This is a genomic window from Sporosarcina sp. P7 (assembly GCF_002743425.1).
Lineage (GTDB): Bacteria > Bacillota > Bacilli > Bacillales_A > Planococcaceae > Sporosarcina.
The window spans coordinates 1-25,595 of record NZ_PDZF01000009.1; the positions used below are offsets into that span (position 1 = coordinate 1).

Annotated in this window: 23 protein-coding genes, 1 rRNA gene and 1 riboswitch; of the genes, 23 read left to right on the forward strand and 1 reads right to left on the reverse strand. The window is 42.3% G+C overall.

The window, feature by feature from the left end; genetic code table 11:
• Window positions 1-91, forward strand: a 5S ribosomal RNA gene (rrf, locus tag CSV60_RS09875); the annotation flags it as partial.
• 105 nt (window positions 92-196) lie between these two features.
• On the opposite strand, the gene CSV60_RS09880 is transcribed toward rrf, so the two are convergent.
• Window positions 197-469 (reverse strand): methyl-accepting chemotaxis domain-containing protein, encoded by a 273-nt coding sequence (locus tag CSV60_RS09880; RefSeq protein WP_099636887.1) that lies wholly within the window; start codon window positions 467-469, stop codon window positions 197-199.
• Window positions 470-707: 238 nt separating this feature from the next.
• Here CSV60_RS09880 and CSV60_RS09885 point away from each other — a divergent pair, with 238 nt between their 5' ends.
• The 22 genes from CSV60_RS09885 (at window position 708) to gatB (ending at window position 25,508) form a co-directional block, all read left to right on the forward strand.
• Complete coding sequence (locus CSV60_RS09885; RefSeq protein ID WP_099636888.1) at window positions 708-1,235, forward strand: DUF2179 domain-containing protein; 528 nt, start codon at window positions 708-710, stop codon at window positions 1,233-1,235.
• Window positions 1,232-1,417, forward strand: a complete 186-nt coding sequence (locus CSV60_RS09890) for an NETI motif-containing protein (RefSeq protein WP_099636889.1) — start codon at window positions 1,232-1,234, stop codon at window positions 1,415-1,417. The genes CSV60_RS09885 and CSV60_RS09890 overlap by 4 nt, the downstream gene beginning before the upstream one ends.
• A gap of 127 nt (window positions 1,418-1,544) precedes the next feature.
• Window positions 1,545-1,645: riboswitch (purine riboswitch) on the forward strand.
• Window positions 1,646-1,805: 160 nt separating this feature from the next.
• A complete protein-coding gene (purE, locus tag CSV60_RS09895; protein ID WP_099636890.1) occupies window positions 1,806-2,294 on the forward strand; it encodes a 5-(carboxyamino)imidazole ribonucleotide mutase in 489 nt (162 codons plus the stop codon).
• A 2-nt stretch (window positions 2,295-2,296) separates the two neighbouring features.
• Entirely contained in the window at window positions 2,297-3,418 is a 1,122-nt protein-coding gene (purK, locus tag CSV60_RS09900; protein WP_099636961.1) for a 5-(carboxyamino)imidazole ribonucleotide synthase, read from the forward strand.
• 36 nt (window positions 3,419-3,454) lie between these two features.
• Window positions 3,455-3,709, forward strand: coding sequence for a phosphoribosylformylglycinamidine synthase subunit PurS (purS, locus tag CSV60_RS09905; RefSeq protein ID WP_099636891.1), 255 nt, complete (start codon window positions 3,455-3,457; stop codon window positions 3,707-3,709).
• On the forward strand, window positions 3,706-4,389 hold the full coding sequence (gene purQ, locus CSV60_RS09910) for a phosphoribosylformylglycinamidine synthase subunit PurQ (RefSeq protein ID WP_099636892.1): 684 nt from the start codon (window positions 3,706-3,708) through the stop codon (window positions 4,387-4,389). Before purS ends, purQ begins: the two co-directional genes overlap by 4 nt.
• Window positions 4,379-6,610 carry a phosphoribosylformylglycinamidine synthase subunit PurL gene (gene purL, locus CSV60_RS09915; RefSeq protein ID WP_099636893.1) on the forward strand — a complete coding sequence of 744 codons (2,232 nt, stop codon included), beginning with the start codon at window positions 4,379-4,381 and terminating at the stop codon, window positions 6,608-6,610. The genes purQ and purL overlap by 11 nt, the downstream gene beginning before the upstream one ends.
• A complete protein-coding gene (gene purF / locus CSV60_RS09920) occupies window positions 6,586-8,010 on the forward strand; it encodes an amidophosphoribosyltransferase (protein ID WP_099636894.1) in 1,425 nt (474 codons plus the stop codon). The genes purL and purF overlap by 25 nt, the downstream gene beginning before the upstream one ends.
• An 11-nt stretch (window positions 8,011-8,021) precedes the next feature.
• Window positions 8,022-9,077: a phosphoribosylformylglycinamidine cyclo-ligase gene (gene purM, locus CSV60_RS09925; RefSeq protein WP_099636895.1), complete on the forward strand. Its 1,056-nt coding sequence runs from the start codon at window positions 8,022-8,024 to the stop codon at window positions 9,075-9,077.
• Window positions 9,074-9,646, forward strand: a complete 573-nt coding sequence (gene purN, locus CSV60_RS09930) for a phosphoribosylglycinamide formyltransferase (protein ID WP_369802758.1) — start codon at window positions 9,074-9,076, stop codon at window positions 9,644-9,646. The genes purM and purN overlap by 4 nt, the downstream gene beginning before the upstream one ends.
• A gap of 49 nt (window positions 9,647-9,695) precedes the next feature.
• Window positions 9,696-11,231 (forward strand): bifunctional phosphoribosylaminoimidazolecarboxamide formyltransferase/IMP cyclohydrolase, encoded by a 1,536-nt coding sequence (gene purH / locus CSV60_RS09935; protein WP_099636896.1) that lies wholly within the window; start codon window positions 9,696-9,698, stop codon window positions 11,229-11,231.
• Window positions 11,232-11,252: 21 nt separating this feature from the next.
• Window positions 11,253-12,512, forward strand: a complete 1,260-nt coding sequence (gene purD / locus CSV60_RS09940) for a phosphoribosylamine--glycine ligase (RefSeq protein WP_099636897.1) — start codon at window positions 11,253-11,255, stop codon at window positions 12,510-12,512.
• Window positions 12,513-12,861: 349 nt separating this feature from the next.
• On the forward strand, window positions 12,862-14,577 hold the full coding sequence (locus CSV60_RS09945; protein WP_099636898.1) for an adenine deaminase C-terminal domain-containing protein: 1,716 nt from the start codon (window positions 12,862-12,864) through the stop codon (window positions 14,575-14,577).
• A gap of 36 nt (window positions 14,578-14,613) precedes the next feature.
• Complete coding sequence (locus tag CSV60_RS09950) at window positions 14,614-15,600, forward strand: DUF3048 domain-containing protein (protein ID WP_233189597.1); 987 nt, start codon at window positions 14,614-14,616, stop codon at window positions 15,598-15,600.
• 26 nt (window positions 15,601-15,626) lie between these two features.
• Entirely contained in the window at window positions 15,627-15,947 is a 321-nt protein-coding gene (locus CSV60_RS09955) for a YerC/YecD family TrpR-related protein (protein WP_099631677.1), read from the forward strand.
• An 82-nt stretch (window positions 15,948-16,029) separates the two neighbouring features.
• Window positions 16,030-16,728 (forward strand): heptaprenylglyceryl phosphate synthase, encoded by a 699-nt coding sequence (pcrB, locus tag CSV60_RS09960; RefSeq protein WP_099631678.1) that lies wholly within the window; start codon window positions 16,030-16,032, stop codon window positions 16,726-16,728.
• 44 nt (window positions 16,729-16,772) lie between these two features.
• Window positions 16,773-19,007 carry a DNA helicase PcrA gene (gene pcrA, locus CSV60_RS09965; RefSeq protein WP_099636900.1) on the forward strand — a complete coding sequence of 745 codons (2,235 nt, stop codon included), beginning with the start codon at window positions 16,773-16,775 and terminating at the stop codon, window positions 19,005-19,007.
• Window positions 19,008-19,034: 27 nt separating this feature from the next.
• A complete protein-coding gene (ligA, locus tag CSV60_RS09970; protein ID WP_099636901.1) occupies window positions 19,035-21,062 on the forward strand; it encodes an NAD-dependent DNA ligase LigA in 2,028 nt (675 codons plus the stop codon).
• Complete coding sequence (locus CSV60_RS09975; RefSeq protein ID WP_099631681.1) at window positions 21,046-22,179, forward strand: CamS family sex pheromone protein; 1,134 nt, start codon at window positions 21,046-21,048, stop codon at window positions 22,177-22,179. Before ligA ends, CSV60_RS09975 begins: the two co-directional genes overlap by 17 nt.
• Before the next feature lie 88 nt (window positions 22,180-22,267).
• On the forward strand, window positions 22,268-22,555 hold the full coding sequence (gene gatC / locus CSV60_RS09980) for an Asp-tRNA(Asn)/Glu-tRNA(Gln) amidotransferase subunit GatC (protein WP_099631682.1): 288 nt from the start codon (window positions 22,268-22,270) through the stop codon (window positions 22,553-22,555).
• Window positions 22,556-22,611: 56 nt separating this feature from the next.
• Window positions 22,612-24,075, forward strand: coding sequence for an Asp-tRNA(Asn)/Glu-tRNA(Gln) amidotransferase subunit GatA (gene gatA, locus CSV60_RS09985; protein ID WP_099636902.1), 1,464 nt, complete (start codon window positions 22,612-22,614; stop codon window positions 24,073-24,075).
• Window positions 24,076-24,077: 2 nt separating this feature from the next.
• Window positions 24,078-25,508 carry an Asp-tRNA(Asn)/Glu-tRNA(Gln) amidotransferase subunit GatB gene (gene gatB, locus CSV60_RS09990; protein WP_099636903.1) on the forward strand — a complete coding sequence of 477 codons (1,431 nt, stop codon included), beginning with the start codon at window positions 24,078-24,080 and terminating at the stop codon, window positions 25,506-25,508.
• Window positions 25,509-25,595: the final 87 nt, after the last annotated feature.

Here is a 25,595-nt window from a genome sequence, read left to right on the forward strand (position 1 = left end):
CACCCGTTCCCATACCGAACACGGAAGTTAAGCTCTTCAGCGCCGATGGTAGTTGGGGGTTTCCCCCTGTGAGAGTAGGACGTTGCTAGGCATGCGAAGCCATTCCCTTTGGGGAGTGGCTTTTTTGTGTTTAATACTAAATATGGACTAAGTTTAGAGTCGAGTGATTGTAAATCTTGGTTAGGTGCTCAATAAATCATGCTAAGCGCTCTATCGTCTTGCTTATCCGCTCAATGAATTGCGCTAAGCGCTCTATCGTCTCGCTTACTCGCTCAATGAGTTGCGCTAAGCGCTCTATCATCCCGCTTACCCGCTCAATGAATTGCTCTAAGCGCTCTATCGTCTTGCTTATCCGCTCAATGAATTGCGCTAAGCGCTCTATCGTCTCGCTAACCCGCTCAATGAGTTGCGCTAAGCGCTCTATCGTCTCGCTTACTCGCTCAATGAATTGCGCTAAGCGCTCTATCATCCCGCTTCCTCGCTCAAAGCATCCAGACAATCGCTCTATATCAATGGCAAGAATCCACTCATTAACCCATCAAGTGCACTATTCATCCCCCTTATTTGACTATACGATCCTTGTCATGCCTTCTATCCTTCTCGTCCACTCCACAAGCGTCTATCATAATCTACAATTTAAAAGACTTTCCTTGAGTTTTTAACTAAGGCGCGATACGATTATCCTACTTGTTTAAAGGAGTGGTGCAATGGTAATGATATTAATAATTTTCGCAATCAATATTGTCTATGTTACTTTCATGACAATACGAATAATTCTGACACTTAAAGGCTATCGTTATATTGCTGCAACTGTGAGTATGATAGAGACGGTAATATACGTCATCGGACTTGGTTTAGTACTTGATAATCTAGATCAAATCCAAAACTTGATTGCTTATGCGCTCGGGTATGGCATCGGGGTTATTATTGGTTCGAAAATTGAAGAACGTTTAGCACTTGGTTATATAACGGTTAACGTGATAACGGCAGATATTGATAAGGAAATGCCCGCTGTGTTGCGACGACTTGGATATGGCGTTACAGACTCGGCAGCTAATGGATTAAGTGGTTATCGTTCAACTATGCAAATTTTGACGCCTCGTAAATACGAAGTGCAACTGTATAAAACCATAACGGAACTAGATCCGAAAGCCTTTATTATATCGTATGAACCTAAGTCGATACACGGTGGCTTCTGGGTGAAGAGTGTGAAAAGAGGCAAGTTATTCAAATGAGTAAACAAAAGATCTGGTTTGATAGAGAAGAAAATGAAACGCTTGATGAATGTTTGGAAAGAATTCAAAGTTTGGGATATACCGTTGTTGCCAGAAGAGAGAAACCCCTATTTAAACAGGTTGGAGAAGAGTATATTCCAATTAGACAACAAACACAGTTTCAAGCTATCAAAAATAGCTAATAACTGTCAAGGGAAAGAGAACTAGCGTTTAACCATTCATATGTCAACTTAAAGACGAATGATTGTAAAAGACCTATAATGTAATGTTCGTCTTTTAGTTGACGGATTATGTATTAATTGATAATATAATAAGAGTAAATGAGTTCCCCGTATATGCTGCAGAATTGGCTGTGGCGTTTCTACCAAGACACCGTAAATGTCTATACTATGTGGGAAAGCAATTTTTCTTGGATAATCATGGAGAATGGCTAAGTTACGATAGCTACGTATCCATATGGGTAAGGGTCCTTGAAAGTTCTGCTTTTTGTGCATGTGAAAAGTGGAGTTTTCAAGGACCTTTTTATTATTTCATATTAAATCATGTTGTGCATGAAGGAGCGGATTAGATTTGGAACCGAAGATTGGTATCATAATGGGCAGTAAGAGCGACTGGGAAACAATGAAGCATGCATGCGACATACTGGATGAACTAGGAGTTCCTTATGAAAAGAAAGTAGTGTCGGCCCACCGTACACCCGATTTCATGTTCGACTATGCGGAACAAGCGGAGAAGAAAGGATTATGCGCTATTATCGCAGGAGCAGGCGGAGCTGCCCATCTACCAGGGATGGTTGCAGCAAAAACGCTAGTTCCTGTTATTGGTGTGCCTGTGCAGTCTAAAGCATTGAATGGTATGGACTCGCTGTTATCCATCGTTCAAATGCCAGGAGGTGTACCTGTAGCGACTACGGCAATTGGTAAAGCGGGCGCTACAAATGCAGGCCTCCTTGCGGCTCAAATGCTCTGTGCACAAGATGAAGTATTACGCAATAAACTGCAGCAAAGACGCGATGAAATGAAGCAAATCTCGCTAGAAAGCAGTGGTGAATTAAATTGAAAATGATTCAACCAGGACAGACAATCGGTATCATCGGTGGAGGGCAATTGGGACGGATGATGGGACTTGCGGCCAAAGAGGCTGGTTTCAAGATTGCGGTCCTTGATCCAACAAAAAACTCTCCATGCGGACAGTTAGCTGATATCGAAATAGTGGCATCATATAATGATGAAGAGGCATTGAACGAATTAAGCCAAGTAAGTGATGTTATTACATTTGAATTTGAAAATATCGACTATGAAGGTTTGAAGCGACTGACAAAGAAAGCTTACGTACCTCAAGGTGCTGAGCTAGTCCGTATCACACAAAACCGTATCAATGAAAAGGCTGAAATTCAAGCAGCTGGAGTACAGGTTGCGCCTTACATAACCGCTGAAACATATAAAGAGTTAGAAGAGAAAATTGATGATCTTGGGTTCCCCTGTATCGTGAAAACTGCTTTTGGAGGCTATGACGGTAAAGGTCAAGTAAAGCTTGAATCGAAAGAACAAATTGAAAGTGCCAAAGATTTATTTACTCATTCTTCTTGTATAGCGGAGGCTTTTGTGCCATTTGAAAAAGAGATTTCCGTTATCATTCAAAGAAACCCAGCAGGACAAACATATTGCTTGCCAATTGCTGAAAATATTCATAAAAATCATATTTTGCACGAATCGATTGTACCAGCACGAGTAGAACAAAGAGTTTTGGAGCAAGCAGAAAATGCTGCAAAGAAAATCGCAGGCCATTTAGAATTAATAGGAACACTAGCAGTTGAGATGTTCGTTCTGCCTGACGGTGAAATCATGATTAATGAATTGGCACCGCGCCCGCATAACTCGGGTCACTATTCAATAGAGGCATGTAACATCTCACAATTCCATCAACACGTTCGTGCAGTCTGCGGTTGGCCGTTACGTGAGCCGAAGTTATGGGGGTCATCCATAATGGTGAATGTACTTGGGGAACATGTAGCACCGCTTCAAGAACGTATCGCGGACTATCCTGATTGGTCCATTCATTTATACGGCAAAGCAGAAGCAAAAGAAAAACGTAAAATGGGTCACGTGACGATTATGACAGAAAACCTTGAAAGAACTTTGCAAGAAATTGAGCAGTCTGGTATTTGGCAAGATATTAACTAATAAAAACTATTATTTCCACTTTGGGAGGAACTGACAATGACGAAAGTAACAATTTATGTAACACTACGTGAAAGTGTTGTAGATCCACAAGGCATTGCGACAACTGAAGCACTTCAAAAGATGGGCTACGAAGACGTAAAAAGTGTACGAGTTGGGAAATTAATTGAATTAGAGCTTGATGGATCAGAACAGACAATCGAAGCACGCGTGAATGAAATGTGTAACGATCTATTAATTAATAAAGTCATTGAAGATTACCGTTTTGAAATCGGGGAGGTTGCCAGCAAATGAAGTTCGCCGTTCTAGTATTCCCAGGTCTTACTTGTGATCTTGATATGTACCATGCAATTGAGGAAACAGTAAAGCAAGATGTTGAATACGTTTGGCATACAGAAGCCGACCAACTCGATTCATTCGATGCGGTTCTATTACCAACAGGCACTTCATACGGCAACTACTTGCGTCCGGGTGCATTGGCGAAGAGTTCACCTGCGTGTAAACAATTACAAGCGTTTGCTGAATCAGGTAAATTAGTTCTTGGCGTAGGTAATGGTTTTCATATCTTAGTAGAAGCAGGCATTCTCCCAGGTGGATTCTTACGTAATCAAAACTTGAAATTCCGTTCGGCCCTAGAAACAGTACGGGTGGAAAATAATAATACAGCCTTTACTAAAGACTATACACAAGGTCAAATGCTCACATTGCCAGTTGCTAATGAATTTGGTAACTACTATGCGGACGATCAGACTGTGGAAAAACTAAAAAGCAATAATCAAATTGTCTTCACATATGGGGATGAAAATATAGATGGTAGCACAGAAGCTATCGCGGGTATCACAAATGAAAGAGGCAATGTTCTTGGTATGATGCCACTACCTGAACGTGCAGTAGAAGCCATCATCGGTGGAACAGATGGAACAGCTTTATTCCAATCAATCATGAACAGTCGGGGTGAACAGCATGTCAATTAATCACGAACCTACAGCGGAGCAAATTAAAGAAAATCGTCTATATCTCCAAATGGGCATGACGGATGCAGAATATGAACGTGCAGTAGAAAAACTTGGACGTATTCCGAATTATGTGGAAACAGGTTTATTTTCAGCTATGTGGTCGGAGCACTGTTCATATAAAAGCTCAAAATCTGTATTACGCAGATTTCCTACTGAAGGTGCACGTGTGCTACAGGGACCGGGTGAAGGTGCTGGAATTGTAGACATCGGTGACAACCAAGCGGCTGTTTTTAAAATGGAGTCCCATAACTCACCATCTGCAATTGAACCTTTCATTGGTGCAGCAACAGGTGCTGGCGGTATCATTCGGGATGTATTTTCTATGGGTGCACGTCCAGTAGCGTTAGTAAATTCACTTCGTTTCGGAGATTTAACAGAACCTCGAGATAGATTTTTGTTTGAAGAAGCAGTTGCTGGAATTGCAAGTTACGGTAATGCAATGGGAATCCCAACAGTAGCCGGTGAAGTCCAGTTCGATCAGTGTTATTCAAAGCGTCCACTAGTCAATGCAATGGCAGTCGGTTTATTGAATCATGAAGATATTCAAAAAGGTGTTGCGGCTGGCATTGGCAACACAGTGATATACGCAGGTGCTACAACAGGACGTGACGGAATTCACGGGGCCACCATGTCTTCTTCTGAATTATCTATTGAAGAAGAGCAAGAACTTCCGGTAATGCAGGCGGGAGATCCATTCATTGAAAAGTTATTGATGGAGGCTTGCCTAGAACTAGTTCAATCCGATGCGTTGATCGGTATTCAAGATATGGGTGCAGCGGGTCTAACTTCATCAGCAGCAGAAATGGCTTCAAAAGCGGGCTATGGCGTGGAATTGAACTTAGACCTTGTACCACAGCGTGAAGAGAATATGACTGCGTATGAAATGATGTTGTCAGAATCTCAGGAACGTATGTTGATCGTGGTGAAAAAGGGTCGGGAAGAGGAAGTAATTGCACTCTTCACAAAGTACGGAATTACTGCAGCGACAATTGGACATGTAACAGATGACAAAATGCTTCGTTTGCTTCATAAAGGTGAAGTTGCAGCAGAAGTTTCGGCAGATCTACTAGCTGAAGATGCACCGAGCTATCAGAAAGAATCTAAAGAACCTGCATCATTTGCGAAAAACCAAGCGATTGAAAATAAAGAACCACAAGTAACGAACTTAAAAGAAACTTTACTCGACTTATTGCAACGTCCTACGATTGCATCTAAAGAGTGGGTATATAATCAGTTCGACACAGGTGCAAGAACGAATACAGTTTTAGCACCAGGGGCATCTGCAGGTGTGATCCGTGTTAGAGGAACAAACAAGGGGATTGCGATGACAGCGGATTGTAACTCTCGATTCATTTATTTGGATCCAGAAGTTGGTGGTAAGATTGCGGTAGCTGAAGCTGCACGTAACCTTGTATGTTCAGGAGCAGAACCAATCGCTTTGACTGACTGCTTGAATTTTGGTAGCCCGGACAAGCCAGAAGTATTCTGGCAGTTGGAAAAATCAGCGGACGGTATTTCGGAAGCATGTCGTAAATTAAATGCACCGGTCATTGGGGGTAACGTATCTCTTTCCAATGAAGTAAACGGTGTGCCAATCTATCCAACACCAACAATCGGTTTGGTAGGAATCGTCCATGATTTAGGTCAAGTGACAACGCCTGGTTTCAAACAAGCTGGAGATGCGATCTATTTGATCGGTCAAATAGAAACAGAATTTGGCGGCAGCGAGTTGCAACAAATGATCGAAGGCAAGATCTTCGGTAAATCACCTGCAATTGATTTAGACATAGAGGCAACTCGTCAACAACAGCTTCTTGGGGCAATCCAAGCTGGAATCATCCAATCGGCCGATGATTTGTCAGAAGGTGGATTTGCAGTAGCGCTTTGTGAAGGTACATTTGGTTCACCAGGTTTGGGTGCTGACGTAACAGTGGAAGGTTCAGCAATCACTGCGTTATTCAGTGAAACACAGTCACGTTTCTTGGTTACTGTACAAGCTGATCAAGTAGCCGCATTTGAAGAGAAAGTTCAAGATGCTGTGAAAATAGGAACAGTAACAGATGGCGAAGAAATCGTCATCAAAGATGCAGAGGGAACTGTCTTAGTAGAAGGGACGGTAGAAGAATTCCAAACTGCTTGGAAAGGGGCAATAGCATGCTTGCTGAACTCAGAGGACTAAACGAAGAGTGCGGCGTATTTGGGATATGGGGACATGACGATGCAGCACAACTTAGCTATTATGCATTGCATGCTCTTCAGCATCGTGGACAAGAGGGGGCTGGTATCGTCGTAAAAGGCGATAATGGCCTCCATGCAGTTAAAGGTGAAGGCCTGGTCAATGAAGTGTTCTCAGGTGAAAAGTTGGACTCGCTTGAAGGACGAGGCGCAATTGGGCAAGTTCGTTATACGACAAAAGACGGTCGTGGTATAGAAAATGTACAACCACTTGTCTTTCGTTCCACAACGGGGAGCTTGGCAATTGCGCATAATGGGAACTTGATCAATGCGACAGATTTGAAAGAACATTTGGAGCGGCAAGGTAGCATCTTCCAAAGTACATCCGATACAGAAGTACTCGCTCACTTGATCAAACGTAGCAGTGGTTCACGTAATCATCGTGACCGGGTGAAGAAGGCGCTAGCTATTTTAAAAGGTGCATTTGCATTTGTTTTAATGACAGATGAAGGGTTGATGGTGGCGCAAGATCCAAATGGTATGCGTCCATTATCTTTGGGGAAAATAGGTGATGCATGGGTCGTTGCTTCAGAAACTTGTGCATTTGAAATTATCGGTGCTGAATATGTTCGTTCTGTGGAACCAGGTGAATTGCTAATCATCAATGATAATGGATTAGTGTCTGAGCGTTTTGCAGAACCGGCAGACAACGCGATGTGTTCTATGGAGTATGTCTATTTCTCTCGTCCTGATTCAGATATCGATGGTATCAATATTCATGCCGCGCGTAAACGTTGTGGTAAACAACTGGCGCGTGAAGTACAAATCAGTGCAGATGTCGTCACTGGAGTTCCGGATTCTAGTATTTCAGCAGCTATAGGATTCTCTGAACAAAGCGGGATTCCATATGAATTAGGATTAATCAAAAACCGCTATGTTGGACGAACGTTTATCCAGCCATCTCAAGCATTACGTGAAAAAGGCGTAAAAATGAAACTGTCACCTGTACATCAGGTCGTTTATGGTAAGCGTGTGGTTATGGTCGATGATTCAATTGTTCGTGGAACGACATCTAAACGAATAGTCTCCATGCTTCGCGATGCAGGAGCAAAAGAAATACATGTCGTCATTGCTTCACCGCCATTAATCGCGCCGTGTTATTACGGTGTAGATATTAGTTCAGATTCAGAATTACTTGCGACAGGTCGTACTATAGATGAAATGCGCGATGAGATTGGTGCAGATTCCCTATCATTCCTATCAATAGAGGGAATGTTGGAAGCGAACGGCCGGTCATCTGAAATGAAAAACTGCGGACAATGCTTGGCTTGTTTCACGGGTGAGTATCCAACAGAGATTTATTCGGATACGGCAATGCCGCATGAAAAAGAAATCGTACGATAGGAGGCCTTTCCATGTCGAAGGCATATGAAAAAGCGGGAGTAAATATTGAAGCTGGCTATGAGTCAGTTGAACGCATGAAATCTCACGTAGCACGAACATCTCGTAAAGGTGTAGCAGGTGCATTTGGTGGATTTGGCGGAATGTTCGATTTATCTGCACTCGAATATAAAGAACCAGTACTAATTTCTGGAACAGACGGTGTTGGCACGAAGTTGAAATTGGCTTTCATGGCGGACCGTCATGACACAATTGGAATAGACTGTGTCGCAATGTGTGTAAATGATATCGTAGCGCAAGGTGCTGAGCCTCTCTATTTCCTTGATTATGTAGCATTAGGTAAAGCGGTTCCTGAAAAAGTGGAAGCAATCGTCAAAGGTGTAGCGGATGGTTGTGTACAATCGGGTGCAGCATTGATTGGTGGAGAAACGGCTGAAATGCCAGGACTTTACGAAGAAGATGAATACGATTTGGCTGGTTTTGCCGTAGGAGCGTGTGAAAAGAGCAAACTTGTTACGGGTGAACGTGTGCAAGCAGGAGACGTACTAGTTGGAATCGCATCGAGCGGTATTCACTCGAACGGCTACTCTTTAGTACGCCATATTGTATTCGAACAATTGGGCGCCGATATTAACGATACGATTGAAGGTTATGAAGATCTTGGCACAGTAGCTGATGCACTGTTAAAGCCAACTAAAATCTATGCAAAGCCGGTACTTGAAATGCACCAACAGCTTGACGTGCACTCCATGGGCCATATTACAGGCGGTGGATTCTTTGAAAACCTTCCGCGTATGTTCACTGAAGAATTTGGAGTAGAAGTAGATCTAGGTGCTTGGCCAGTACTTCCTGTATTCCACATGTTGAAAGAAAAAGGTGAATTAACAGATCGTGATTTATATAGCGTATTCAACATGGGGGTTGGATTCGTTGTAGCCTTGCCGAAAGCAGAGGCTGAAAAAGCAATGGAAATCGCTAAAGCACACGGTGAAGAAGCATATGTAATCGGACGTGTTACGAAGCATGCAGGCGTAACATTTAACGGTGAGCATGACGGGACATTGTCATAATGAATAAAGTAAAGATTGCAGTATTTGCTTCAGGAAGCGGTAGTAACTTTGCCGCTTTGGCAGAGGCTTGTAAAGCGGAGCGAATTCCAGCTGAAATCGTTTTGATGGTAACAGATAAACCAGATGCTTTCGTCAATGAACGGGCGAATGAAAAAGGTATTTCAATTGCAGCCATTCGTCCTCGTGACTTCGAAACGAAAGAAGCATATGAACAAGCAATACTCAAAGCATTACAAGAAGCACAAGTGGAGTGGCTAATATTAGCTGGCTATATGCGATTGATCGGTCCAGTTTTATTGGACGCATATCCTGAACGGATTATCAATATCCATCCATCGCTGTTGCCTTCATTCCCAGGTAAGGATGCAATTGGACAAGCAGTAGCTGCTGGCGTTAAAGTAACTGGTGTCACAGTTCATCTGGTAGACGAGGGGATGGATACGGGTCCGATTTTAGCGCAACGCGCAGTGGATGTTGTTGATGGGGATGCCGAGCAGACCGCTTTAGCTATCCATGCCGTGGAACATGAATTATATGTAGCAACATTGCAAAACGTATTTAAAAATTGATGAGCCTGTTGAGATGACAGGCTTTTTTTATAAACTGGAGGGAATTCCTTTGAAAAAACGCGCATTGTTAAGCGTATCGGATAAAAGTGGAGTAGTAGAATTTGCGAAAGAACTTGAACAGCTTGGATATGAATTATTGTCTACTGGTGGTACGATGAAGCATTTGAAAGACAATGGCGTTGCCGTAACGGCTGTAGATGAAGTAACAGGATTCCCTGAAATCATGGAAGGCCGCGTGAAAACGTTGAACCCGATGATTCACGGTGGGTTACTTGCAAAACAAGATGACCCTGGACATCAAGCACAAATGGAAGAGCACGGCATCCAGCCAATCGATGTAGTTTGTGTGAACTTGTATCCATTCAAAGAAACGATTTCCAAACCAGATGTATCAGCGGAAGATGCAATCGAAAATATCGATATCGGTGGACCAGCAATGCTTCGCGCCTCTGCGAAGAACCATGCATACGTAACAGTCATTGTGGATGCAGCTGACTACAGTGTAGTACTTGACGAACTAAAAGCGGATGGCAAGACGACTCTTGAAACACGCCGTCGTTTGGCAGCTAAGGTCTTCCGTCATACGGCGGCTTATGATTCATTGATTTCAGGCTACTTAACAGACCTTGCAGGCGAACAATTCCCGGAACAAGTTACCTATACATACGAGTTGAAGCAACCATTGCGTTATGGAGAAAATCCCCATCAGCAGGCAGCATTCTATAGCCGTCCGCTTGGATCTGATTTCTCGATTGCCTATGCGGAACAGCTTCATGGAAAAGAACTATCTTATAACAATATCCAAGATGCGAATGCAGCGATACAAATCGTTAAGGAATTTTCTGAGCCTGCAGCTGTAGCAGTTAAGCATATGAATCCATGTGGTGTGGGTACAGGAGAAACCATTGCTGAAGCTTTCCAAAAAGCCTACGAAGCAGATGCTACGTCTATTTTTGGCGGAATCATTGCATTGAACAAAGAAGTAGATCAGGAAACAGCAGTGCAACTTGCTGATATATTCCTTGAAATCGTTATTGCTCCTTCGTTTACGGAAGAAGCACTTGAGACGTTGATGAAAAAGAAAAATATTCGTCTCTTGACGATTTCATTTGAACAGCAGAAAAAAGATCAGTGGAACACGGTATCTGTTGAGGGCGGATTATTAATGCAACAGCCTGATGCCCACGGTTTTGAAGAAGCGGATATCAAAGTGGCAACAGACCGTGAGCCGACTGAGGCAGAATGGAATGCGATGAAACTTGGATGGGCCGTTGTGAAACACGTGAAATCTAATGCAATCGTCATTACAGATGAGCACATGACAATCGGTGTTGGCGCAGGTCAGATGAATCGTGTAGGTGCTGCGAAAATTGCTCTGACACAGGCAGGCGAACATGCAAAAGGGGCAGCTCTTGCTTCTGACGCATTTTTCCCTATGGATGATACGGTTGAAGCAGCGGCAAAAGCGGGCATTACAGCAATCATTCAACCGGGTGGTTCGGTGAAAGATGAGGATTCCATTAAAAAAGCCAATGAATACGGCATTACGATGGTATTCACAGGCGTACGTCATTTCAAACATTAATAGTGCAGGGAGTAGATGAACATGAAAGTACTTGTAATTGGAAGTGGCGGTCGTGAACATGCGATAGCCAAACAGTTCAACCAAGCGCCTTCTGTATCGGAAGTATTTGTGGCGCCTGGTAATGACGGAATGCAGCAAGATGCAACATGTGTCCATATTGCAGCTACAGACTTTGAAGCTTTAGCAGATTTCGCAATTGAACAGCGTGTTGCGTTGACGTTTGTTGGACCGGAACAGCCGCTTGCGGAAGGTATTGCTGATTACTTCCTAGAAAAAGGTTTAACAGTATTCGGTCCGACCCAGGCAGCTGCTCGTATCGAAGGTAGTAAGTCATTCGCTAAGGAGGTCATGGACAAGTACGATATTCCGACAGCGGCTTATGGAACATTCACGGATGCTGAAGAGGCAAAGTCATTCATCCGCGAACAAGGTGCACCTATCGTAGTGAAGGCGGACGGATTAGCGGCTGGAAAAGGTGTGATCGTCGCGATGGAATTGCAGGAAGCGTTAGATGCGGTAGATGACATGATCGGTAATCAAAAGTTCGGTGAATCATCATCACGTGTCGTGGTAGAAGAATTTCTCGATGGCGAAGAGTTCTCTTATATGTCATTCGTCCATGACGGACAAATTTATCCAATGGTGATCGCACAAGATCACAAACGTGCGTATGACGGAGATCGTGGTCCGAATACAGGAGGAATGGGGGCTTATTCTCCAGTTCCACAAATTTCGGATACCATTGTGCAGGAAGCGTACGATCGCGTAGTCGTGCCAACTGTTGAGGCTATGACAGAAGAAGGAATTCCTTTCACAGGTATCCTCTATGCGGGTTTAATACTTACTGAGCAAGGTCCAAAAGTTATCGAATTCAATGCCCGTTTTGGCGACCCTGAAACACAAGTTGTCTTGCCACGTATGAAGTCGGATTTTGGTAAGTTCATGGAAGCCCTGATGGCTGGAGAATCATTTGATCTTGAGTGGCATGAAGAAGCGATGTTAGGCGTAGTCATTGCATCGGAAGGGTATCCTAACGACGTAGTGAATGGTCACGCACTTCCTAACCTTGATGTACTAACAGATCAAGGGCTTGATGTATTCCATGCAGGGACTAAACTGGAAGATGATCGCTTTATCGGAAATGGTGGTCGTGTACTTCTCGTTGCAGCGAAAGCAGCCACTTTAAAAGAAGCACAAGAAAAAGTCTACACTGGTCTCGCTGATCAACAATGGGATGGATTCTTCCATCGTACGGATATCGGATGGCGTACATTTGAATAATAGATGAAACAGGATTGTCTTAGAAGTGTTGTCTGACTTCTAAGACAGTCTTTTTTTAATACTAAAGGAAGATGTTTAGTGTTTACGAACTTATAGTAAATGCTGCATACACTTTAGTTGAGTTGAAAAATATGTTATCCACAGCTTTTTTTATAATCTGTGGTTTATAAGTGGAAAAGGTGTGGGTAAGTTGTTGGTAATGTGTGTAAGTTTCCAGTATTTTGTGGATTAGTGAAGATCTACTTGTGGACAACCTTTGTACGACACATCTATTCGGGATTGGATTGCTATGTTACTATAAAGCAATAGTTAACAACTAGTAAAAAAACTTTTAGGGACGGTGATCTGCATGTGGAGTGCGAAAGAAATACAGTCGCAACTAGCGATTATTAATGGTCAGAAAGCGCCTGACATCGTAATTGAAAATGCTACCTACTTACATTCTATATTCAAGAAATGGATGCAAGGAAATATTTGGATTCAGGGTGACCGGATTGTCTATGTAGGGGAACGCATGCCGGCTTTGCTTGAAGGAACAGAACGTGTCGATGCTTCAGACAAGAAAATAGTACCGGGATATATCGAGCCGCATGTTCATCCATTCCAATTATATAATCCCGAAACATTTGCAGACTATGCCTCTCGCCGTGGAACAACGACTTTTATATCAGATAACCTCATCTTGTTTTCAATGCTGAATCAGCAAACTACAATTACGTTCATTGATCAACTAAATGAACTGCCATTTGCATTTTATTGGTGGGCACGTGTTGATTCACAAACCGTACTGCAAAATGAAAAAGAACTTTTCAATCCCGTAGATATTGTGAAATGGATGGAGCGTCCTGATGTGTTGATGACAGGAGAGCTGACAGGTTGGCCTAAATTACTACAAGGTGATCAAAATATGATGCAGTCATTAGTAGAATCAAAACGTCTTGGTAAAAAGATTGAAGGACATTTTCCGGGTGCATCGGAACGTACACTGGCCCGGATGAAATTACTTGGAGCGGACGGCGATCATGAAGCGATGACTGTAGATGAAGTAGAAAGACGCTTGCAGCAAGGGTATGCTGCCACATTACGCTATTCGTCAATTCGTCCCGACCTACCAGATTTATTGAAAGGTATTGTAGAGAAGGAATGGGATGTCTTTGATCATTTGATGATGACGACCGATGGTTCTCCACCTTCGTTCTACCGTGAAGGTGTTATGGACCAATGCATTCAGGTAGCACTTGACGCGGGAGTATCACCGATTGATGCGTATCAAATGGCATCGTATAACGTGGCGAGGTACTATGACATTACTGACTTGCATAGTGTAATTGCGACGGGCCGTTTTGCGACATTGAACTTTTTAGAGAATGAACATAACCCTGTGCCGACTGACGTGTTATCTAAAGGGAAGTGGGTTCTACGAGATAGTACATCGTCTGACGCCTTTAAAGCAGTAGATTGGAAAGCATTACCGACATACGAATTGCCTTATGAACTGACAGATGAAGACTTCACATTCTCATCTTCAATAGGGATTCAGATGGTCAATGATGTTATTACGAAAGTATACGAAAGTGATCTGGATCTCACTAGTCCCACTATTGCTACTGGTGATGAGTGCTATTTGATATTACTGGATAAGAACGGAAAATGGCGAGTCAATACTATGTTGAAAGGGTTTGGTAATAATCTGCAAGGTTTTGCATCTTCCTATTCAAATACTGGAGATGTATTATTGATAGGACAGGATTGGCAAGAGATGAAGAGAGCATTTAATGAAATCAAGAATATAGGTGGAGGCATGGCACTCGCTGAAAATGGTGAAATTATTGAAACATTACCTTTAGTGGTAGCAGGCGGACTGTCAGTTCAACCGATGGAAGTGATCATCGAAGAAGAGCTAGCAATGAGAAAAGCATTAGGAGAACGTGGCTATGCACATGGAGATGCTATATATACATTATTATTCCTTCAATCTATTCACTTGCCATATACCCGAATCACGCCAGTTGGTGTCTTGCAAGTAATGAAAAATGAACTATTAATTCCTCATGTAGAAAGGTAGGAACGTATATTGATAGGGAATGGACGGAAGTTACTCATGATAGCCTTAGTTAGCGCAGTATGTCTTGGAGGTTGTTCTTCGAAAGATCAATCTGAACCGGAGGAACAAGAAAAAACGAATGTAGTATCGTTGTTTACAGGCGAGATAATTGCAAACTCCATAGATAACCGTCCTGTTTTAGCGACCATTAGCAATATACCTGCTGCACGTCCGCAGTCGGGACTTTCAGATGCCGATCAGATATATGAATTCTTAGCAGAAGGTCAAGTTACGCGCTATGCTGCACTTTTTCAAAGTAAAGTACCGGATCAGTTAGGGCCAATTCGAAGTGCACGTGATTATTTTGTACAATTAGCTGTAGGTATGGATGCATTTTATATAGCGCACGGTTATAGTCCGGATGCAAAAAAATTACTTGATGATCGAGTAGTCGATCATATAAATGGCATAAATCATGACGGGACATTATTCGAACGTTCAGCAGAACGCCGTGCTCCACATAACTCTTATATTTCAAAGGAACATATTGAAGAAGCTTTTAGTCTCGTGAATGCTTCTGAAAAGATCACTGCACGGCCGTCCTTTTCTTTCCTAAATCCTAATGAAAGTGATAAAATAGGGGATATGGCATCAACGGTACAAGTATCGTATAGTTCAGACCCGAATTTTATTAGTACGTATCAATATAATCAACAAGCAAATCGGTATTATCGTTCTGTCAATGGCATTGATACAGTGGATAAGTTAAACGAACGACGAATAGAATTAGCGAATATTATCGTGATGGAAATGGATCATCAAACAGTTGATCAAAAAGGCCGACTTGCAATAGATCTAGAATCAGGTGGCCCTGCTATGCTGTTTCATGAAGGGATCGCTAAACCGATCGAATGGCAAAATAAAGATGGGTTTTTAACTCCAATGGATCAAGGTATACCTGTTAAATTAACCGTAGGAAAAACTTGGATCCACATTGTTCCATCATTATCGGGTCCTTCTGCTTCCGTCACTTATACTCCGTAAGATCGACATAGAGAGAGGGCGAGAACATGCAAATAGATAAAATTCGCGGAGAACAAATAGATCAATTGTTTCAAGCCATTCTACAGCTGAAAAATGTAGAAGAATGTTACATGTTTTTCGATGACATTTGCACGATGAGCGAAGTTCAATCACTAGCACAAAGACTGGACGTCGCACATAAACTTAAACTGAAAAAAACATATGATAGTATCCAACAAGAAACAGGTGCAAGCACAGCTACGATTTCCCGCATACGTCGTTGCGTAGACTACGGGTCTGGTGGTTACAACCTCATGTTGGATCGACTCTATCCTGAACTCCAAAACAACCAAACAAAAAACGACTAACACAACCGGCCAGGGATAAAACCCCACCGGTTTTTTAAAAGTTATATAAAACGAATATACTAAAAGAAGGTGGAAAGAAAATATGGACTATAAAACATGGCGGCATGCATTTAAAATTGATCCGGCCAAATACCTCTCAGATGAACAGATAGAAGCGGTGGCGGAATCTGGAACAGATGGAGTCATCATCGGTGGATCTGACGGAATTACATTGGAAAACGTACTTGATTTACTTGCACGTTTCCGTCGCTTTTCCGTGCCACTTGCATTAGAAGTATCTACTGTAGAATCGGTAACACCAGGCTTCGATTATTACTTCATTCCAACGGTCTTAAATACGACAGATTCGAAATGGCTGAACGGTTTGCATCACGAAGCACTTCGAGAATACGGCCACATGATGAACTTCGATGAAATGGTTACAGAAGGTTACTGCATTTTAAATCCGGATTGTACAGCCGCGAAAGTGACAGGTGTAGATCGTGTTCCGGATGAAGAAGATGTACAAGCATATGCACGTATGGCTGAACACTTATTTTCCTTGCCGATTTTTTATTTAGAGTACAGTGGACAATACGGTGACCCACAAATTGTTCGGTCAGCGAAAGAGTTACTAACCAACACTCGCCTCTTTTATGGTGGTGGAATTCGCTCAACAGAACAAGCAAAAGAAATGGCGGCCATTGCAGATACTGTAGTGATAGGAAATGTTGTATACGAAAATCTACAAATGGCTCTTAAAACAGTCGATGCTGTGAAATCTGTTCCTTTACCTGTGTGAGTACTATATAATGAGAACAAATGTTCATTAAAGGCGGTACGAATATGAATAAACTATCAGATGATTTACTAAAAGGCATGAATCCTGAGCAAGCGCGCGCGGTCAAAACGACAGAAGGCCCTTTGCTTATTATGGCGGGTGCTGGTTCAGGAAAGACTCGTGTATTGACGCACCGAATTGCATACTTGGTTGTGGAAAAACAAGTGTATCCTTCCAATATATTGGCCATTACATTTACCAATAAGGCGGCACGTGAAATGCGTGACCGAATTGATGGCCTACTTGGTCCGGGTTCTGGAGAACGTATGTGGGTTTCAACATTCCACTCGATGTGTGTTCGAATTCTACGTAGGTTCGTGGATCGAATCGGTTTATCCAAAAACTTCACGATCCTTGACAGTGCGGATCAACTAACTGCAATGAAACGTGTTTTGAAAGAACTGAATCTCGACCCGAAGCAGAATGATCCGCGAGCAATGCTTGGAATAATTAGCAATGCGAAAAATGAATGTTTGGATGCGATTGAATTCCGGAAAAATTCGAATCCTCAAAACCCTCATGAACGTACAGTAGCAGATATTTACGATCGTTATACTAAAAAACTACGTCAGAACCAATCAATGGATTTTGATGATTTAATTATGATGACCACGGTCTTGTTTGAACGAGTTCCCGAAGTGCTCGAGTATTATCAAAATAAATTTCAGTATATTCATGTGGATGAGTACCAAGATACAAATAACGCGCAGTATCGTCTCGTGAAAATGCTGGCATCAAAATTCCGTAATGTCTGCGTAGTAGGCGATTCCGATCAGTCAATCTATCGCTGGCGTGGTGCGGATATCGGTAATATTCTGTCTTTCGAAAAAGATTATAAAGAAGCGAATGTCATTCTTTTGGAACAAAACTACCGTTCCACCAAGAGAATTTTACAAGCAGCAAATGAAGTGATCAACAATAACAAAAGTCGCTATGATAAGAAATTGCGCACTGATAACCCCGAGGGCGAATTAATTTCGATCTATAAAGCGCGCGACGAAAAAGATGAATCACAATTTGTTGTGCAACAAGTCATTGAGTTAAAAGAAAAACTAGGATTAACATTGGATCAATTTGCGATACTCTATCGAACTAATGCACAATCTCGTCTAATTGAGGAATATTTATTGAAGTCAAATCTCGATTATACAATTGTAGGCGGGACGAAGTTCTATGACCGCAAAGAGATTAAAGATCTACTCGCATATTTACGTCTCATTGCGAATAACGATGATGACCTAGCTTTAGCGAGAATCATTAATGAACCTAAACGAAGCATCGGTGCAACTTCATTTGAACGCATGGCTATTTTTGCATTACAAAATGACCGCTCCATATTTGATTCGCTGCAGGAAGTGGATTTCATGGGTTTACCTAAACGAGCATTAACAGAAGCGGTAAAATTCCATGAGCTCATCAATGGATTCACTCAAATGCAAGAGTTTTTATCAGTCACTGAACTAGTGAAAGAAGTCATTGATAAGTCAGGCTATCGTGAGATGTTGGAAAAAGAAAAATCCATCGAGGCAGAAAGTCGTCTGGAAAATATTGAAGAGTTCCTATCGGTTACAGAAGCGTTTGAGAAACGTGCAGCGGAAGAAGAGGAGGAACCTTCACTCGTTGCATTCTTGACTGACCTCGCTTTAGTAGCGGATATCGATACATTGGATAAAGAAGAGAACACTTCTACTGAAAAAATCGTCCTAATGACGATGCACGCAGCAAAGGGCTTAGAATTCCCCGTGGTCTTCGTTCTCGGCATGGAAGAAAACATATTCCCGCATATTCGGGCACTGACAGATCCGGAAGAAATGGAAGAAGAAAGAAGACTCGCGTATGTGGCGATTACACGCGCGGAACAGCGCCTTTACCTGACTAGCGCAGGTCACCGGATGTTGTTCGGTAAATCAAGCTTTAATCAACCATCCCGTTTCCTCAATGAAATCTCGCAAGAACTGACAGAGCTGTTGGCCGATGGGAATGGCATGAGTGTACCTTTCGCCCAAGCACCTAAAGCAAAAGCCAAACGTCCTGCGGTCAAACGTCCAGCCTATAATGAAAGTGGCGGAGAAAAAATGCAGTGGAAACCCGGAGACAAGGCATCCCATAAAATATGGGGAACTGGAACGGTTGTGAGTGTTAAAGGTAAAGCAGATGATATGGAACTGGATATTGCATTCCCAAATCCAGTAGGTATTAAGCGATTATTAGCTAAATTCGCACCGATTGAAAAAGAATAAAGCCTCTTTAAGGAGTGTGGAAAATAGATGGATGATGTTCTAGAACTAGAGAAGCGGGTAGCGGAGCTCAATAAAACATTGCATAAATACGGGCGCGCATACTATGACTTGGATGCCCCCATCGTTCCCGATTCAGAATATGATAAGAAGATGAAGGAATTGTTGGCGATTGAAAAAGAACATCCCGACTTGATCTATCCTGATTCACCGACACAACGGGTGGGTGGAGAACCACTTGAGGTGTTTAAAAAAGTCGTTCATCGTTATCCAATGCTAAGTTTAGCGAACGCCTTTAATGAAGAAGACTTAAAGGATTTCGACAGACGGGTAAAAGAAGCAACAGGTAACGCGGTGTATGTTTGTGAACTGAAGATCGATGGTCTTGCCGTTTCATTGCAATATGAAGAAGGTCGCCTTGTGCAGGGCGCTACTCGCGGAGATGGTTCAGTTGGAGAAGACATCACAGCTAACTTAAAAACTATTCGCTCAATTCCACATAAATTGAATGAGCCTTTAACGATTGAAGTGCGTGGCGAAGCGTATATGCCGAAGAATTCATTTGTTAAATTGAATGAATACCGTGATGAAGCGGGTGAAGTTCCTTTTGCCAATCCACGAAATGCAGCTGCGGGATCACTTCGTCAATTAGACTCAAAAGTAGCAGAGAGCAGAAATTTAGCTACTTTCATTTATGCGGTAGGCGGCGATGCAGATGTCTATGGTCTAGATAGTCACACGGATGCGCTCAATAAAGTGGATGAACTAGGTTTGACGACGAATAAAGAACGTAAGCGTTGTACAACAATTGAAGAAGTATTGGACTACGTAGCCTACTGGTCAGAAAATAGACTACACCTTGATTATGAAATTGACGGTATTGTAGTAAAAGTCGATAACTTCGAATCGCAGGAGCAACTGGGCTATACGGCAAAGAGTCCTAAATGGGCAATTGCCTATAAGTTCCCTGCAGAAGAAGTGCATACTCAACTGTTGGATATTGAGTTAAGCGTAGGGCGGACAGGTGTAGTGACGCCAACAGCTATTCTTGAGCCCGTTCTTGTGGCAGGTACGACAGTGGGACGAGCATCTTTGCATAACGAAGACTTGATCCGAGAGAGAGATATTCGTATCGGTGATCACGTCGTGTTGCGAAAGGCAGGCGATATCATACCTGAAATCGTCATGTCATTGAAAGAACAGCGAACGGGTGAAGAAGAACCATACCATATGCCTGACAACTGTCCTGTTTGCGATTCAGAACTTGTTAAGATTGAAGGGGAAATAGCGCTGCGTTGTGTGAACCCTAAATGTCCCGCGCAGATGAAAGAAGCGTTAATCCATTTCGTTTCAAGAAGAGCCATGAATATAGATGGCGTGGGCGAAAAGCTTATTGAACAATTGTATACGGCTGATTTGGTACAAGATGTATCTGATTTATATATTTTAACGAAAGAGTCGCTATTGAGCTTGGAACGGATCGGTGAGAAATCCGCAGCAAATATTTTGGCGGCCATTGAACAGTCGAAAGAGAATTCATTGGAAAAATTGCTATTTGGATTGGGTGTTCGTCATGTCGGTGAAAAAGTCGCAAGAATCTTAGCGGAAGAATACCGTACTCTCGATGCGTTAGAACAAGCAACAGAAGAAGACCTTATGAAAATTTTTGAAATCGGTGCGATAGTTGCTGATTCTGTAACAACGTACTTTAATACAGAAGAAGTTCACGAAGTGATGAACAAGTTGCGCTCTTACGGTGTAAATACCGTTTATAAAGGTGCCACACGTGAAGAGTTGCCAACTACTGGACCTTTCGCTGGAAAAACCATCGTATTGACAGGAAAGCTCTCAGAATTGACGCGTGGAGAAGCTAAAGAACAAATTGAATCACTTGGCGGAACTGTTAGCGGCAGTGTTAGTAAGAAAACAGATCTGGTCATTGCGGGTGAAGATGCAGGATCCAAATTGACCAAAGCAAGAGAATTGGGGATTGAAATTTGGGACGAACAAGCTATGCTTGATGCCCTTGGAGTGGATATGAATGAAAAGAAAGACTAAATGGCTTATAACGGGTATTCTGTCGGCAGTATTGCTGACAGGCTGTGTACCTTCGCCGAGCGATGATCAGGAAAAAGCAGTGCAGGAAACAGAAGAGAGTGAGCAGGAAATGGTGCTCATCCCTGATGCTCAAATTAAAAAATCCTATTACCGGACACCGGTTCCATTTAAAAAGAGCGCCAGCCGGGGGTTGATCGTCAATAATCTCCATACGAAGTACGATATTCAGGAAACAGAGGAAGGCTTACTGCGCCTGTCATCGTTGTATTACGACCCGAAAGATTATTTCTTCCAGGAGGGTCAATATATTGACCGCGATACTGCGAAGCAATGGATCTCCAGAAAATCCAATTTTGAAGCAGGTCTCAATCCCGCAATAACCGATGATATGTCACCGGCTCAAATTGCAGATGAGGCACCGATATATCTTGCACATATCGTCGAGCAAAACTATTTACAAATGACGGACGATAAAAAAGTGAAATTGGCTGGCATTTCTATTGGACTAGCGATGAATTCGGTGTATTATCCACGTGAAGCCAGTGAACGTCGGATTGATGATAAAACAATTGAAGAAAAAGGCAAGAAGATGGCGGATATTATTTTAAGTCGGTTACGCAGTAAACCAGAGCTTGCTGAGATACCAATAGCGGTTGGACTGTTTAAGCAAGAAAGTCGCAACGATATTGTACCCGGTACATATTTTGCCACTTCATTTGCTGCAAAAGGAAAAAAAGAATTCACGGGTTGGAAAGAAGTAGACGAGCAGTATGTATTACTTCCCGCGACTTCATCAACAGGGAATTATCGTGACTTGAATACGACATTCAAGAACTTCAAACAAGACATTGATGATTACTTCCCGAGCTTTGTGAATGTCATTGGAACAGCTTTTTATAAAGATCAGAAACTCAATTCATTGCGCGTGGAAATTCCTATACAATTTTTTGGCAAGACGGAGCTGATTGGGTTTTCACAATACTTAACTTCATTGGTTAAAACACATTTTAAAGATGTTCCCATTGAAGTAAGTGTTACCTCAGTAAATGGGCCCGAAGTGCTGATTGTAAATGACAAGGATCGAGAGGAACCGTTTGTACACGTCTACGGATATTAACTGATTTTAGGGAGTAACACGAACTTTCCAAGAAACTGATTAAATGGTATGATTAATTGTACGATTGCAAAATGAGGAGGAACGATGTATGACAACATTTTCGAAAGAAGACGTCAAGTATTTTGCGGATTTCGTCCGTATTGGCCTCTCCGAGGAAGACAAAGAAAATTTCTCTGCAAAGATAGCAGATTTGATTGAAAGTGTAAGTGATTTAAAAGAAGTGGATGTTACAGGTGTAAAACCTATGACGCACCCAGTTGCTATGATCAACGTCTTACGTGAAGATGAGCCAAAAGATATCTTGGACCGTGAAGTAATGCTGGCCAGTGCAGAAGATCAGGAAGATGGACTTATCAAGGTTCCGGATATTCTGTAATCGAATTCACAGTATAAAATACCATTCTTGGCACAATGACAGTAGGAGGAAAAGTGATGACGTTAACTAGTAAAACAGCAACTGAACTTCAAGCTCTTTTACAAAAAGGGGAAGTTACTGCTAAAGAAGTAACAGAGGCAACATTACAAACGATTGAACAGCACGAAGAGAAAATCAACGCGTTCATTCACGTCGCAAAAGAAGAGGCAACAAAGCGTGCAGAACAGCTTGATCAAGAAGCTGCAACTACACGTGGCCGCCTTTTCGGAGTTCCAATCGGTATTAAGGACAATATTGTAACAAAAGATATGAAGACAACATGCGCAAGCAAAATGTTGGAAGACTTCGTACCTGTTTACAATGCTACGGCTATAGAAAAATTGGAAGCTGCGGGCGCAATTAATATTGGAAAACTCAATATGGACGAATTTGCAATGGGTTCTACAACTGAAACATCTTTTTTCGGTAATACATTAAATCCTTGGAATACAGACTATGTACCAGGTGGCTCTTCAGGCGGTTCGGCAGCAGCAGTCGCAGCAGGTGAAGTCCCACTATCCCTCGGTTCGGATACGGGTGGTTCAGTTCGTCAACCAGCTGCATTCTGTGGAATTGTTGGAATGAAACCTACATACGGTCGTATTTCACGTTTTGGTTTGACAGCATTTGCTTCCTCACTTGATCAAATTGGTACCATGTCACGAACTGTGGAAGATAACGCATTATTGCTAAGCGTAATCGCGGGAGAAGATGACAATGATAGTTCATCTTCTGCAAAAGCAGTTCCTGATTTCACAGCAGCTCTTACAGGCGACATAAAAGGTCTGAAGGTTGCAGTTCCGAAACCTTACTTAGGCGAAGGTGTTGATACAGAAATCGTAGCGGCAGTAAGAGAAGCAATTTCTGTATTGGAATCACTTGGAGCGGTTTGTGAAGAAGTAGAATTGCCACATATTCAATATGCGCCAACTACGTATTATGTAATCTCTTCTTCAGAAGCTCAATCCAATCTTTCACGTTTTGATGGATTGCGTTATGGCTATCATACTGAAAACGCTGAAAACCTCGAACAAGCATATTTCCGTACACGTCAAGAAGGTTTTGGTGATGAAGTGAAAAAACGCATTATTTTCGGTACGTATGCAATGAGTGCGGATCATCATGAAGATCTGTATGTACGCGCACAAAAGACACGTACATTGATTGCACAAGACTTTGACTCTGTATTTGAAAAGTATGATGTAGTAATTGGACCAACTGCTGCTACAACAGCATTTAAACTTGGCGAAACAGGCGGTGATCAGCTCGTTCATTATGCAAATGATGTCTTGGCTGTACCAGCGAACCTGACAGGCCGTCCAGCACTATCCGTACCATGTGGTTTCGTTAACGAACTACCAGTTGGAATGCAACTCATGGGTAAGCACTTTGACGAGGAAACATTATATAAAGTCGCCCATGCCTATGAGCAAGCAACTGATTTCCACAAACGCACTCCATCGATTCAGGAGGGGAAATAATCATGAACTTTGAGACAATTGTCGGATTAGAAATCCACGTAGAGCTTAAAACGGATACTAAAATCATGTCTCCAGCACCCGCTCATTTTGGGGCAGAGCCGAATAAAAATATACACGTAACAGACATCGCGTATCCTGGTGTTTTACCTACGTTAAATAAAAAAGCTGTTGAATTTGGAATGAAGGCATCTATGGCACTAAACTGTGACGTTGCGCCGATCATGAACTTTGACCGCAAGCATTACTTCTATCCTGATAATCCGAAAGCTTATCAAATCTCTCAAGACAAGCGTCCTGTAGGAGCAAACGGTTGGATTGAAATTGAAGTAGACGGTAAGAAGAAAAAAATCCGTATTGAACGTGTACATTTAGAAGAAGATGCAGGTAAACTAACGCATACAGAAAATGGCTATTCATTAGTCGACTTAAACCGTCAAGGAACACCATTAATCGAAATCGTTACAGAAGCAGATGTGCGTTCTCCAGAGGAAGCATATGCATTTCTGGAAAAACTAAAAGCGATCATTCAATATACAGGAGTATCTGACGTACGTATGGAAGAAGGCTCACTTCGTTGTGATGCAAATATTTCCTTACGTCCATACGGTCAAGAAAAATTTGGAACGAAGACAGAGTTGAAAAACTTGAACTCGTTTAACTTTATTCGCCGCGGTATTGCTAATGAAGTAGCGCGTCAGGAAAAGATTCTCTTGTCTGGCGGTACTATTCAACAAGAGACTCGCCGTTATGATGAAGCAACTGGTGACACGGTATTGATGCGGATTAAAGGCAGTGCCAATGATTATCGCTTTATTAATGACCCGGACTTACCTGAAGTTCATATTGAACAGGAATGGATTGACCGTGTTCGTAAAGAAATTCCTGAATTACCAGATGCTCGTAAAGCACGTTATGTGTCTGAACTGGATCTTCCGGAATATGACGCACACGTACTAACTTTAACAAAAGAAATGTCTAATTTCTTTGATGCAACAGTAAAAGCTGGAGCGGATCCTAAATTGGCTTCCAACTGGTTGATGGGGGATGTATCTGCCTATCTAAATGCAGAATCGAAAGAACTGCACGATACTCCACTGACGCCTGAAAACTTGGCGCAACTTGTAAAATTGATTACAGATGGTACGATTTCTTCTAAAATCGCGAAAAAAGTATTTATTGATCTCGTGAAAAAAGGCGGAAACCCTGCCGATATCGTCAAAGAAAAGGGACTTGTCCAAATTTCCGATGAAGGTACATTGCGTACAATCATTACCGAAATTCTAGACAACAACGAACAATCAATAGAAGACTTTAAAAATGGTAAGGATCGCGCAGTTGGGTTCTTAGTTGGACAAGTTATGAAAGCTACCAAAGGACAAGCGAATCCACCACTTGTTAATAAATTATTGATGGAAGAGATCAAGAAGCGCTAATCTATCAATTAAATGAAAACGTTCCAGGAGAGGTCAAAATAGCCTGAACCTGGACGTTTTTCCACGTTAACTTACACAGTGAAACAG